This window comes from Microbacterium sp., from assembly GCF_047606685.1.
In the GTDB taxonomy this organism is placed as follows: domain Bacteria; phylum Actinomycetota; class Actinomycetes; order Actinomycetales; family Microbacteriaceae; genus Microbacterium.
Genome location: NZ_JASGEC010000102.1, coordinates 24,561 through 37,186, shown reverse-complemented (window position 1 = coordinate 37,186; position 12,626 = coordinate 24,561). Strand labels below are relative to the sequence as shown.

Sequence of the window (12,626 nt, the reverse complement as noted above, 5' to 3'; positions counted from 1 at the left end):
CGGTGAGAGAAGGCGGTCCTGCCGACGGGCTTGCGCGAGTGCCGCGCATCCTGTGCGTGGGCGCCTACGAGCGCGACAACTTCGGCGATCTGCTGTTCCAGCTCATCACGGCACAGTACCTCGACGGCGCCGATGTCGTGTTCGCTGCCCCGTTCTCGTCCGACATGACCGAGTTGATCGGCATCCACGTCCCCGCCTACGGGCCGCTCTTGGAGTCGGAGCGCTTCGACGCCGTGTGGACCGTCGGCGGCGAGGTGGGCGGTGTGGGCATCGACTACGCGTACCGCACCAAGCACGGCGACGACGCCCACCGGGACTTCGTGGCGAAGACGCCGGACGAGCGCCGCGCCATTCTCGCGGCAGAGCAGGGCGCCGTGCCCGTCGAGTCCCCGTACCTGCCGCGCGCGAGCGCGTACGCGCCGAACGTGAACGCCGCGGTGGTCGTGAACTCGGTCGGCCTCGCGGGCGTCCGCGGCCTGCCCCCCGTACGCAAGGCGGGCGTGCTCGGCGTCTTGCGGGAGGCGACGCGCATCGCGGTGCGCGACCAGCGCTCGAGCGAGGCGCTGCGCGACGAGGGCATCGAGCACCGGCTGGAGCCCGACCTCGTGCACTCGATCGCGGTCACGCGCCCGCTGCCCGATCGCGTTCGCGGCGACTACGTGCTGCTCCAGGCGTCGGCCGCGCACGTGCGCGGGTATGGCGTCGACGGCTTCGCCCGAGCGATCATTGACAGTCCGGTGCTGCGCGAGCACCCGGTGCGGCTGTTCACCGCCGGCACCGCGCCGGGCCACGACTCGTTCGAGGTGTACGAGCGGGTGCGCGATCTCGTGCGGGAGGCCGACCCCGCTCGTCGCATCGAGATCAGTCGCACCACCGACCCGTGGGCGCGGGTCGACGAGATCGCCAGCGCGAAGCTGTGGATCGGCAGCTCGCTGCACGGCAGGATCATCTCGTGCGCCTACGGCGTGCCGAGGGTCAGCTTCGCCCGACCCAAGGTCGACGACTACGCCCGCACGTGGGACGACGAGATGCCCTGGGGAATCGACCACGGGGGAATGGATGCCGCAGCGTCGCGTGCGCTGGAACTGCCCGCCGACGACCGCGGCGCCGATCTGGGCAAGAGAGCACACGAGAACGCCCTGTCGGCGGTCGAGCACGTGCGCGAGTGGGCCGCGTCAGGCCCGCCGCCCGATCGCGCCGAGGCGATCATCGGCGTGCGCAACGAGCAGTGGTCGCGGCTGACGATCGAGCTGGCGCGGGCGGATGCCGCGCGCAAGGCCGCGCAGGCGCCCGCGCCGGCCGCGAAGCCTGCTCTCACCGCGAAGCCGGGCCTGGCGCGTCGCCTGCGGCGGCGCGCGGGCCGGGTCGTGCGGCGGGTGCGGGCACTCCTGCGTAGCGGATGAGTCAGCGCAGGTAGTCGGCGAGTGTGGTTCGGGGTGTGTATCCGGTGGCGGTGATTTTGGCGGTGTCGAGGGTGCTGTTGCGGGGGCGTGGGGCGATGGGGCCGGTGGCGCCGGCGAAGTATTCGTCGGTGGTGACGGGTGTGACGCGGTCGGGGTTGTGGCCGGTGAGTTCGAACACGGTGCGGGCGATGTCTGCCCATGATGTGGGGTCGCCGTTGCTGGTGAGGTTGTAGACGCCGTAGGGGGGGCGGGTGCGTAGGAGGTGGTGGATGCCGCGGGCGAGGTCGTCGGCGAAGGTGAGTCTGCCGGTTTGGTCGTTGACGACGCGGGGGTTGATGCCGCGCTCGGCGAGCGAGCGCATGGTGCGGACGAAGTTGGGGCCGTCGCCGGTGACCCAGGAGGTGCGGACGATGTAGTGCTTGGGGGCGGTGGCGGCGGCGGTGTCGCCGGCGGCTTTGGTCTGCCCGTAGACGCTGAGGGGGTTGAGGGGGTCGGTTTCGGTGTAGGGGCGGTCCAGGGTGCCGTCGAAGACGTAGTCGGTGGAGATGTGGACGAGGGTGATGCCGTTGTCGGCGGCGATGCGGGCCAGGGCGGTGACGGCGGTGGCGTTGGCGGCCCAGGCGTCGGTGCGTCCTTGGGGGGTTTCGGCGTGGTCGACGGCGGTGTGGGCGGCGGCGTTGACGATGGTGTCGTAGTCGCGCCAGCGGCGGGCGGCGCCCAGGGCGGGGTGGGCGAGGTCGAGGTCGGCGCGGGTGGCGTGCTCGATGTGCGGGGGGTTGCCGAGTTCGGCGCGCAGGGCGCGGCCGAGTTGGCCGTTCGCGCCGAGGACGAGGGTTTTGCGCGGGGGGACGGGGGCCACGTCGGCGAGCCGGGGGTGGGCGCGGTCTTTGTCGGAGAGCTCGGCGTTGTCCAGGGGGATGGGCCAGGGAATGCCGGCGGTCTCGTCGGCGAGGTTGAGGAACGTGTACGCGGCGTGAGGGGTCCAGTGGTCGTTGACGAGGTAGGTGTAGGCGGTGCCGGGCTCGAGGGTCTGGTAGGCGTTGCCGACCCCGCGGGGCACGAACACGGCGCGGGACGGGTCGAGCACGGCCGTGTGCACGGCCCCGAACCCGGGGCCCTCTCGCAGGTCGACCCACGCGCCGAACACCCGCCCGGCCGCGACGGAGACCCATTTGTCCCACGGCTCGGCGTGGATGCCGCGGGTGGTGCCGGCCGCGTCGTTGAACGAGACGTTGTGCTGCACGGGGGCGAAGTCGGGAAGGCCGGCGGCTGCCATCTTCTCCCGCTGCCAGTTCTCCTTGAACCAGCCGCGGCTGTCGCCGTGCACCGGCAGCTCCCACACCACCAGCCCCGGGATGCCCGTCCCGCGCGCCGTCAGCGGCTTGCCGAACTCCGTCATGGTCGCCGTGTTCCGTCCGGGCCCATCATTGCCCCTTGCCCGCGTAGAAGGCCTCTGTGGCGTCTTTGGCGGGCGCCCACCAGTGCTCGTTGGCCCGGTACCAGTCGATCGTGTCGGCAAGGCCGGCCTCGAAGTCGCGGTAGCGGGGCTGCCAGCCCAGCTCGGCGCGCAGCTTCGCGGAGTCGATCGCGTACCGCAGGTCGTGGCCTGCCCGGTCGGCCACGTGGTCGTACGCGCCGGCCGGCTGGCCCATCAGCCGCAGGACGAGCTCGACGACCTCCTTGTTGGACTTCTCGCCGTCCGCGCCGACCAGGTACGTCTCCCCGATCCGGCCGCGGTCGAGGACCGCGAGCACGGCGGAGGAGTGGTCGTCGGCGTGGATCCAGTCCCGCACGTTCTGCCCCGCCCCGTACAGGCGCGGCCGGATGCCGCGGATGATGTTCGTGACCTGCCGGGGGATGAACTTCTCCACATGCTGGAACGGGCCGTAGTTGTTCGAGCAGTTCGAGATCGTCGCCCGCACCCCGAACGACCGCGCCCACGCCCGCACCAGCATGTCGCTGCCCGCCTTGGTCGCCGAGTACGGCGACGACGGGTTGTACGGGGTGGACTCGGTGAACCGGGCCGGGTCGTCCAGCTCCAAATCCCCGTACACCTCGTCCGTCGAGACATGGTGGAACCGGCGATCATGCTTGCGGGCGGCCTCGAGCAGCGTGTACGTGCCGGCCAGGTTCGTGTCCAGGAACGGGCGAGGATCGTGCAGCGAGTTGTCGTTGTGCGACTCCGCCGCGAAATGCGCCACCGCGTCCACCCGCGCGAACAGCCCGTCCACCAGCTCCGCGTCCCCGACATCCCCCCGCACGAACTCCACCCGGCCCTCCGGGAGCCCCGCCAGCGACGCCAAATTGCCTGCGTACGTCAGCTTGTCCAGCACCGTCACATGCCAGTCCGTGTGCGCCACGACATGGCGGGTGAAGTTCGACCCGATGAACCCCGCCCCGCCGGTCACCAGCAGCCGCGTCATCCGCGCCCCCGCTCCAACACGTCCAGCAGGTACCGGCCGTACCCCGACTTCACCAACGGCTCCGCCCGCTCCCGCAATTCGTCGTCCGTGAGGAACCCCTGCCGCCAGCCCACCTCCTCCGGCACCCCGATCGACAGCCCCGTCCGCCGCTGGATCGTCCGCACATACTCCGCCGCGTCCGTCATCTGGTCGAACGTGCCCGTGTCCAGCCACGCCGTCCCCCGCGGCAGCACCTCCACCCGCAGCCTCCCCCGGTCCAGGTACGCCCGGTTCACATCCGTGATCTCCAACTCCCCCCGCGCGCTCGGCGACAAACCCCGCGCGATCTCCACCACCTCGTTGTCGTAGAAATACAACCCCGGCACCGCGTAATTGCTCCGAGGCGCCACCGGCTTCTCCTCCAACGACACCGCCCGCCCCGACCCGTCGAACTCCACCACCCCGTACGCGCCCGGCTCCGCCACCCAGTACGCGAACACCGCCCCGCCGTCCACATCCGCGAACCGCTTCAACTGCGACCCCAACCCCGGCCCGTACAACAAATTGTCGCCCAGCACCAGCGCCACCTTCTCGCCCCCGATGAAGCCCGCCCCGATCGTGAACGCCTGCGCCAGGCCGCCCGGAGACGGCTGCACCGCGAACGAGAACGACACCCCGAACTGCGACCCGTCGCCCAACAACCGCTCGAACTGCGCCGCGTCATGCGGAGTCGTGACCACCAAAATGTCCCGGATCCCCGCCAACATCAGCGTCGACAACGGGTAATACACCATCGGCTTGTCAAACACCGGCACCAACTGCTTCGACACCCCACGGGTCACCGGATACAACCGCGACCCCGAACCCCCCGCCAAAATGATGCCCCTCACGCAGTCCATGGTGCCAGAAGCGCGCGGGCGACCTCCCAGAACTAGAGCGAGAACGGGCTCGAGGACTCCTTCAGCACCGCCAGCATCCGGGTGACGCCGCGCTCGAGGTCGAAGGCCGGCGTCCACCCGAGTGCCTCCAGCTTGTCGGAGGCGAGGGAGGAGTTCTCCATCAGGTTGTGGGCGCCCGATGCGGCGCCTGCCGGAATGTCGTAGCGGACCGCCACGCCCGCAGCCTTCGCGACGGCTTCGGCGAGCTCGCGGATCGTGCAGATCGCGTGCGGGTTCGAGATGTTGTAGGCGCCTGCCGGCTCGCCACGAAGAAGCACCGTGAGGATGGCCGACGCGCAATCCAGCGAGTAGCAGTACGACCGGAGCTGGTCGCCCTTGCTCTTGAGGATGATGTCTTCGCCGGCGAGGGCTCGCCGCGTGATCTCCGCCGACACGCGATTGTCCGAGGCGCGGATGGAGGGGCCGTAGATATGCCCCGGCCGCACGATCACCGAGTCGATGCCGTACTCCATCCCGTACGCCACGCACAGCGATTCGCCGGCGCGCTTGGACGAGGGGTAGCCCGCGCGCCGGTTCAGGATGTCGAGGTACCCGTAGTCGTTCTCGGAGTACGGATGCGTCCCCTCCTTGCGCCCGTAGACCTCGCTCGACGAGATGTAGAGGACTCGCCGGGCCGACTTCGCGCGCGCCAGGTCGAACATTCTCGACAGCCCGAGGAGGTTCGCGAGCATCGTGCCGACGGGCTGCTGCATGTAGAGCGCGGGGTTCGCGTTGCTGGCGCCGTGGATGATGTAGTCGACGCTCGACGCGAGCGCGACGTCGTCGCTCGACGTGGCGTCGTAGGGCACGAAGACGAGCCCGTCCTCCTCGGTGAAGCCGCGGAACCGGTCGGCCGCGTCCTGCGCGCTGCGGCCCGCGACGAAGACCGTGATGCCCGCGCCCTGCTCGCGGTTCATGCGGAGCAGGATGTCGACGACGCACGAGCAGATCATCCCCGTCGCGCCGGTCACGAGGATGCGCGTGCGGAAGAGGTCGCGCGCGTCGGGAATGCTCTCGCATGCCACGCGCAGGTCGTCCCAGTAGGAGGCGCTGGCGGTCATCGGCTCAGCCCGCGGAGTTCCGCGCGTCGAGAATGGCCTCGAAGATGTAGAGATCGTCCATCGTGGTGATCTTCAGATTCTCTTCCGAGCCTGCCGAGAAGTAGACCGTCTCGCCGAGCTCGTGCATGAGCACGCACGATGCCGCCGTGTCGCCGATGCCTCGGGCCTTCGCCTCCTCGTGAGCCCACATGAGCTTGCCCAGCGTGTACGAGTGCGGTGTCTGCGTGCGGAACAACTGCTCGCGGGGAATCGACACGGTGGACGAGATGCCGTTGTCGTTACTGCGGAACACCGCCTCCACGCAGGGGATCGCGGCGACAGCACTGCCGTTGGCCTTGAACTCCGCGACGCTGTCGGAGATGATCTCCGACGAGACCAGGCACCGATTGCCATCGTGGATCATCACGATGTCGTCGTCGGCGGCGCCGTCTTCCCTGATCTTGACGAGGCCGTTGTGGATCGACTCCTGGCCAGTCGCTCCGCCGGGCACGATCGCCTGCAGCTTCGTGATGCCGTACTGCCTCGAGTAGGCCGACACGACGTCGATCCAGGACGGAAGGGTGACCACCACGATCGCGTCGATGGAGGGGTGGTTTTGGAACGCCTCCAGGGTGTACACGATCAGCGGCTTGTTCTTCACGTGCATGAACTGCTTCGGGATGTCCTGCTTCATCCGCGAACCGGTGCCCGCCGCCGTCAACAGTGCTGTGATCATGGTGAAGCTCCTGGTGGTTCAGTGTCGTGCGCGGAGAATAAGGCCGAGATAGTCGCTGACGCTCTCTTTCGCCTTGTCCTTCATCGCCGAGAGCAGTTCGTCGTCGATTCCCTCCGCCTGGGCCTTCTCCATGGCGTCGACGATGTGCTCGGGACGGAAGTCCTTCTGCCGGATGGCGCGTTCAGGGTAGCCGATGATCTCCATCAGCTTCTCGACCTTGTCGTTCCAGGAGAGGATGACGGACGGCACGCCCATCGTGAACGCCGCGATGGACGAGTGCATCCGGCACGTGATGATGGCCTTGTAGCCATTGATCGTGTCGACCAGGACGGTGTCGTCGACGGGCCGGTCGACGAGGGAGGAGTCGGGCAGCCCAAGCTTTCTCAGCACCTTCTTGCCCAGCGCGATGTCGCCGGGCAGCCCGTTCGTGAAGAACTCGAACTCGTAGCCGCGATCCTGGAGGACGGTCGCGATGCCGGCGAAGAGGGCGACCCACTGCTTGGAGCCGAAGTCGACGCCGTAGCCTTGCAGCGAGTTGCCGCGGATGAGGCCGATGCCGATCTTCTTCCGCTCGATGCCGGTGTCGACCTGGTAGGCCTCTTTCATCCAGAACGCAGAGTCGGCGAGCAGCTTGACCTTGTGCCGGGGCCCGGCGCAGGCTTGCACCTCGGCGACGTTGTCCCTGGCGGACACGTAGGCGACGGCCGAGGAGCGGATCGCCCGCTTGAGGATGGTGCTGCCGAAGTCCCGTTCGTCGAAGGCGCCGGCTCGGCCGATGGCGTTGTAGACGACCTGGAGTCCGTGCCGCTCCGCGTACTCGCTGATGAGCAGGAGCGACCAGTGGTACTCGTTGTAGCTGTACTCGAGGAGGCCGGCGCCGTCGATCACGATGTAGTCGACGCCTTCGAGCTTCAGCTCGAAATAGCTCGCCAGTCGCTTGCGATAGTTGCGGCCGAACTTCCAGATCAGGTGCCGGGTCCTGCTGATGAGGTTCTGCACCGCTTTGCTCTTGGCCTTGCGGCCCCAGCGCTGCAGGTCGAGGAACAGCTTCTCGGTGCGGCGGCCCTTCTCGCTGTACTGGTAGTAGTTGCGCAGGCGCCGCTCGCGGGCATCGGGTATCTCGAAGATCGTGTCGTTTCGGCCGAGCAGGTCGACCTCCACGTACTCGATCTCGATGCCTGGCTGCGCCTGCTCGAGACCTTCCGAGATCAAATACTCCAGGCTTCGGGCGATGAACATCTCGCCGAGGTTCTCGCTCTTCACCAACCCGCAGATGGCGATCTTCACTGTTTTCGTCTCCCGGTTGTCGGTGTCGGTCACGCCATCTCGTCTTGCATGTCGTCGTCGTCGGTCGCCGTCAGGTCGCGGTCGCCGTCCTCCGGCTGCTCGTCGAGCGCCCGCGGCTTCTCTCCGGGCCCGTAGGGGATGAAGGTGACGAAGTCGTGGCGCGGAACTCGCTTGTGCACGGGCAGCCAGTTCATGTAATTGGGCCCGTACAACTGGCGGAGGTAGGTGTCGTATCCCGCGGGGCACGACAGCAGGTGGCCCTCGAACTCCATGCGCACCACGGGGGCGTACTCGGACTTGACGACGCGTTCTTCCGTCGTGTGCACGTTGGTCATCATCACGCCGACGTACTCGGAATCCTCGAACTTCCTCGACTTCGCGTGCTCGGTGACCTTGTCGAACAGCGGGTCCACGCCCTGAAGGCGGTAGACGAACCGCGCGGCCCGGTTGCGAAGCTTCCGGTAGGGGTTCGAGCCGCGGTACCGGCGCGCGTTGCGTGCGAGGCTGACGCGGTTCTTCCGGCGCCGGATCTCCGCGTAGTGCTCGATGTTCTCCTCTTCCGTGTCGGGCAGGCCGTCGATCGGAAAGATGTCGAGGAAGATCGGGTAGACCTTGTCGCCGACTCCGCCTTGCCTGCGCTTGGCGATGAGAATCGACGAGGAGTACAGCTTCCAGTGGTAGGCGAAGTACCGGGACGACGAGTTCGGAGGCATGAACTCGTAGTCGCCGATGCGCCCGCCGGACAGCTCCATGAGCCTTTCACAGTCGGGCCTGGGCATGTTGACGTCGATGTCGTCGTCCCACGGGATGAACCCCTTGTGCCTGATCGCTCCCAGAAGGGTGCCTCCGGAGAGGTAGTAGGTGAGGTTGTGCTCGTCGCAGAACTTGTCGAACGCGAGCAGCACTTCGAGCATGGCTGCCTTGTGCTCTGCGTCGGATGCGAGGTCCTTGAGGTCGCTGTGGTCGTAGTCCCGCATTCGCGTGCTTGTCTCCTTGGTCGCTTTTCGTTCATCCCGGGCCATCGGCGGCCGTCTGTGACGGAGGTGCGACCGAGGTGTCGCGGCGTGCAACCGTCGCAACATCATACCCGGGACCGAACTGTCCCTTGGCTGTGTGGCCGGGCTCACCACAGCGCGCGGCGGATCAGGTCCGACTGCCGCAGCTTGGCCTCAAGGGGCTGGGTGAGCGTTCTCGCGTACGTCTCGGTGAAGTGGTGGGCGTCTCGCCACACCACGACGTGCCCGACGACAGGGGCGCACGCCTCGGCATCCGGGCAGATCCAGTTGTTCATGTCGATCACGGCCGTGTCCGCCAGCCCGTTCACGGCGCGTCGCACGTAGGCCTCGCCCCAGCCGAGCGCGTCTTCGCGCGCAGTCGCGCACGCGGTCAAGTGGCCCTGGTTCGCAGAGATGCACTCCGGGACGTCGCTGTTCATCTCCGGTGTCGTGTTCATCACCAGCGTCGGGATGCCTGCCTGGTTCAACCGCTGCAGGTTGTCGTGCAGGCCCTCGGCGAACAAGAGCTGCGTCTGCGCGCCGGAGACTCCCTCCTGGTACGCGGCTCGCGTGTGCCTGTTGGCGGTGACCACCAGGTCGGGGTGCTCCTCGAGGATCTGATCGAAGCTCGTGGCGCTCCACTGGTCGCACGAGGGGTACTCGTTGCCGTCGCGATCGGCCTGGCTCGCGCTGGAGAAGCCGCACGAGGCCTTGCTGGTGATCCTGAGCTTCCAGCCGTGCTGCTGCGCAAGCGCGATGAACGGCGGCGCCCAGTTGGCGGCGTGCGAGTCGCCGATCAGCACGATGCTCACGTCGCTGTCCGGGTCGCCGAAGACGCAGCCCTTGATTTTCGGAGTCGGCGAGCGGCTGGTGCGATTGCAGCCGAGATCGTAGACGACCGTGTTGTCGTCGCGCGCGTCGATGGCGGTGGGCGTGAACCCTCCTGCGACGACGTCGACGGGCTTTCCGGCATCCGTGAAGGTCGACAGGTCGTCGTTGGCGAAGTCGTCGGTCAGCGCTTCGGCCCCGATTCTGTCGTCGGCGCTGGCCTGGTACTGCGGATTCATGCTTCGTGGCGCGAGGGAGACGACACACGCGCAGACAGCTGTTGTCGCCACCAGGCCCGCCCCGGCCAGCAGCGAGCGGCGCGCGGACTGAGTCAGCCGCTTCCCGGAGCGGAACGGATTCTCGACGAACGTGTAGCTCAGCCACGCCGGGAGCACGGAGAGCGCGACGATGAGCAGTCCGTACTGGACGGGCAGCTCGCCGCCGAGGAGAAACGTGCCGATGACGATGAGCGGCCAGTGCCACAGGTAGAGCGAGTACGAGATGTCGCCGATCCACCGCATCGGCTTCACCGTGAGCAACCGCCCGACACCGGTCTCGGCGCGGCCGTTCATGCCCGCGGCGATGATTGCAGCGGCTCCCAGGGTCGGCAGAAGCGCCGCGTAGCCGGGGAACGCCGTGGCACTGGAGAACAGCAGCGCCGCGGCGATGATCGCGACAAGACCTGCCCAACCGAGGGTGTGGCCCAGCCAGTCGGGGATGCGGGTGACGTGGGTCGCGAAGACCGCGAGGGCCGCCCCGATCGCGAGCTCCCACAGCCTCGTCGTCGTGACGAAGTAGGCGGTCTCGGGCTCGACGGCCGTGAGGAAGACGGAGTACAGCAGCGACGGCACGAGGATCAAGAGCACGCCGGCCCGCGCTGCGCGCGCGGCGCTTCGGCCATGATCGGCCACCGTGCTCTTGCGCGCTCGAAGCCAGGCCAGCAGCGCCACCAGGACCAGGGGCCAGAAGATGTAGAACTGCTCTTCGACCGCCAGCGTCCAGAAGTGCTGCAACGGGCTGGCGGCGACCTCGGCGTCCAGATAGTCGGTGTTGGCGGCGAGCACCCAGTTCACGAAATACAGGGCGGAGGCGAACGCCTCGACGCCGATCGAACCCCACCGCACCTGCGGGAGGACGAGCACCGTGAGCCCGAGGGTGGTGAGCAAGACGACCGTCGCCGCGGGCAGAATGCGCCGAGCGCGCTTCGCGTAGAAGTCGCCGAGCCGGATGCGCCCGGTGCGCTGGGCCTGCCGAAGGAGGATCCCCGTGATCAGGAACCCGGAGATCACGAAGAAGATGTCGACGCCGGCGAACCCGCCGCCGAACAACGACCAGTTCGCGTGGTAGAGCAGGACCATGCCGACGGCGACCGCTCGGAGACCCTGGATGTCCGGTCGGAAGCCCGAACTCGTCAGCGGTTTCTGAGGGCCTTGCGAATCCGCTCGGGGGCGGTCACACTCGGACGGCGCCACGGGGGGAGAGGGTATCAGACGATTCTGTCACCGCTCGCCGCCCGGGGCCCGCGGACGGGCCGCGTGCGGCCATCGCCACACGCCGTAGGATGTGTCGAAGCTCTCGACGTCACACCGCAAGGAATCATCGATGCCCCCGTCGACCCGCACCGTCGCCGTCATCCTGGCCGGCGGCATCGGCGTTCGCGTCGGGCTCGGCATCCCGAAGCAGCTCATCAAGATCGCGGGCAAGGCGATCGTCGAGCACACCCTCGAAGTTGCCAACGCGAGCCCGGTGATCGATGAGATCGTGATCGTGATGAACGCCGGGTCGCTGCGCGAGCTCGACTCGCTCAAAGACCCGGAGCGCTTCCCGAAGCTGACCCGGATCATCCCCGGGGGAGTCAGCCGCAACGACTCCACGCAGGCGGCACTGGCCGTTCTCGGCGACGATCCGGACACCAAGGTGATCCTCCACGACGCCGTGCGGCCCTTCGTCAGCGAGCGCATTCTCGAGGATTGCGTCGATGCCTTGGACGACTACGAAGCCGTGGATGTGGCGATTCCGTCGGCGGACACGATCATCGAGATCGATGCCGCCTCGCACATCACGAACATCCCGGATCGCTCCACGCTGCGCCGGGGCCAGACTCCGCAGGCGTTCCGGCTCGGCACGATCCGTGAGGCCTACCGGCGGGCGGAGACCGACAAGGCGTTCCGCGCGACTGACGACTGCGGTGTGGTGTTCACCTACCTCCCGGACGTCCCGATCTACGTCGTCGAGGGCTCCGCCGAGAACATGAAGATCACCGAGCCGATCGACGTGCACATCGCCGACAAGCTCTTCCAAATGCAGTCCGAGAGCCTGTCGGCCATCGACGAGCTTCCCGACCTTCGCGACAAGGTGGTCGTCGTCTTCGGTGGCAGCTACGGCATCGGCAAGAGCATCGTCGACCTCGCGACGCGGGCAGGCGCCGAGGTGCACGAGTTCAGCCGTTCCAGCACCGGCACCGATGTTCGCTCCCACAAGCACGTGAAGAAGGCGCTCAAGCTCGCCCACGAGAGGTCGGGACGGATCGACTTCGTCGTGATGTCGGCGGGCATGCTGCAGATGGGCCCGCTGACCAAGGCCGGGGTGGAGGAGATCGAGGCGAGCATCGAGACGAACTTCGTGGCGCCGGTGATCGTCTCCCGTGCCGCGCACAAGTACTTGATGCGCTCGGGCGGTCAGCTGCTGCTGTTCACGTCCAGCTCCCACACCCGCGGCCGCGCCAACTACGGGGTCTACTCGGCGAGCAAAGCCGCCATCGTCAACCTGACCCAGGCGCTGTCGGAGGAGTGGGCGCCCGACGGGGTGCGCATCAACTGCATCAATCCGCAGCGCACCCGCACTCCGATGCGCAGAAGCGCGTTCGGCGAGGAGCCCGAGGACACGCTTCTGGATCCGAATGATGTCGCGTCAGTCAGCCTTCAGGTCCTCGTCAGCGACCTCACCGGCCAGGTGGTCACCGTGCAGGTCGAGCGGATGCGGAAGCGCTGAACCGGC

The 12,626-nt window shown here is 67.8% G+C and carries 10 protein-coding genes; 2 read left to right on the top strand and 8 right to left on the bottom strand.

Annotated elements, in window-relative coordinates:
• Window positions 1-2: 2 nt before the first annotated feature.
• A complete protein-coding gene (locus QM611_RS12360; protein ID WP_415080220.1) occupies window positions 3-1,403 on the top strand; it encodes a polysaccharide pyruvyl transferase family protein in 1,401 nt (466 codons plus the stop codon).
• A 1-nt stretch (window position 1,404) separates the two neighbouring features.
• Here the strand turns inward: QM611_RS12360 and rfbD are convergent, their stop codons facing one another.
• The 8 genes from rfbD to QM611_RS12320 form a co-directional block, all read right to left on the bottom strand.
• Complete coding sequence (rfbD, locus tag QM611_RS12355) at window positions 1,405-2,802, bottom strand: dTDP-4-dehydrorhamnose reductase (RefSeq protein WP_415080219.1); 1,398 nt, start codon at window positions 2,800-2,802, stop codon at window positions 1,405-1,407.
• 25 nt (window positions 2,803-2,827) lie between these two features.
• On the bottom strand, window positions 2,828-3,826 hold the full coding sequence (gene rfbB, locus QM611_RS12350) for a dTDP-glucose 4,6-dehydratase (RefSeq protein ID WP_415080218.1): 999 nt from the start codon (window positions 3,824-3,826) through the stop codon (window positions 2,828-2,830).
• The gene (gene rfbA / locus QM611_RS12345; RefSeq protein WP_415080217.1) at window positions 3,823-4,695 is read right to left on the bottom strand and encodes a glucose-1-phosphate thymidylyltransferase RfbA; all 873 of its coding nucleotides are present in this window, start codon (window positions 4,693-4,695) and stop codon (window positions 3,823-3,825) included. Before rfbA ends, rfbB begins: the two co-directional genes overlap by 4 nt.
• Before the next feature lie 41 nt (window positions 4,696-4,736).
• Complete coding sequence (locus QM611_RS12340; RefSeq protein WP_415080216.1) at window positions 4,737-5,804, bottom strand: NAD-dependent epimerase/dehydratase family protein; 1,068 nt, start codon at window positions 5,802-5,804, stop codon at window positions 4,737-4,739.
• Between the two features lie 4 nt (window positions 5,805-5,808).
• Window positions 5,809-6,519, bottom strand: coding sequence for an IspD/TarI family cytidylyltransferase (locus QM611_RS12335; RefSeq protein WP_415080215.1), 711 nt, complete (start codon window positions 6,517-6,519; stop codon window positions 5,809-5,811).
• A gap of 18 nt (window positions 6,520-6,537) precedes the next feature.
• Window positions 6,538-7,839 carry a polysaccharide pyruvyl transferase family protein gene (locus tag QM611_RS12330; protein WP_415080214.1) on the bottom strand — a complete coding sequence of 434 codons (1,302 nt, stop codon included), beginning with the start codon at window positions 7,837-7,839 and terminating at the stop codon, window positions 6,538-6,540.
• Window positions 7,836-8,783: a LicD family protein gene (locus tag QM611_RS12325; RefSeq protein ID WP_415080213.1), complete on the bottom strand. Its 948-nt coding sequence runs from the start codon at window positions 8,781-8,783 to the stop codon at window positions 7,836-7,838. The genes QM611_RS12330 and QM611_RS12325 overlap by 4 nt, the downstream gene beginning before the upstream one ends.
• Window positions 8,784-8,929: 146 nt before the next feature.
• On the bottom strand, window positions 8,930-11,101 hold the full coding sequence (locus QM611_RS12320) for an acyltransferase family protein (protein WP_415080212.1): 2,172 nt from the start codon (window positions 11,099-11,101) through the stop codon (window positions 8,930-8,932).
• Window positions 11,102-11,231: 130 nt separating this feature from the next.
• Between QM611_RS12320 and QM611_RS12315 the strand changes: the two genes are divergently transcribed.
• On the top strand, window positions 11,232-12,620 hold the full coding sequence (locus tag QM611_RS12315; protein WP_415080211.1) for an SDR family NAD(P)-dependent oxidoreductase: 1,389 nt from the start codon (window positions 11,232-11,234) through the stop codon (window positions 12,618-12,620).
• The last annotated feature ends 6 nt before the right edge of the window (window positions 12,621-12,626 follow it).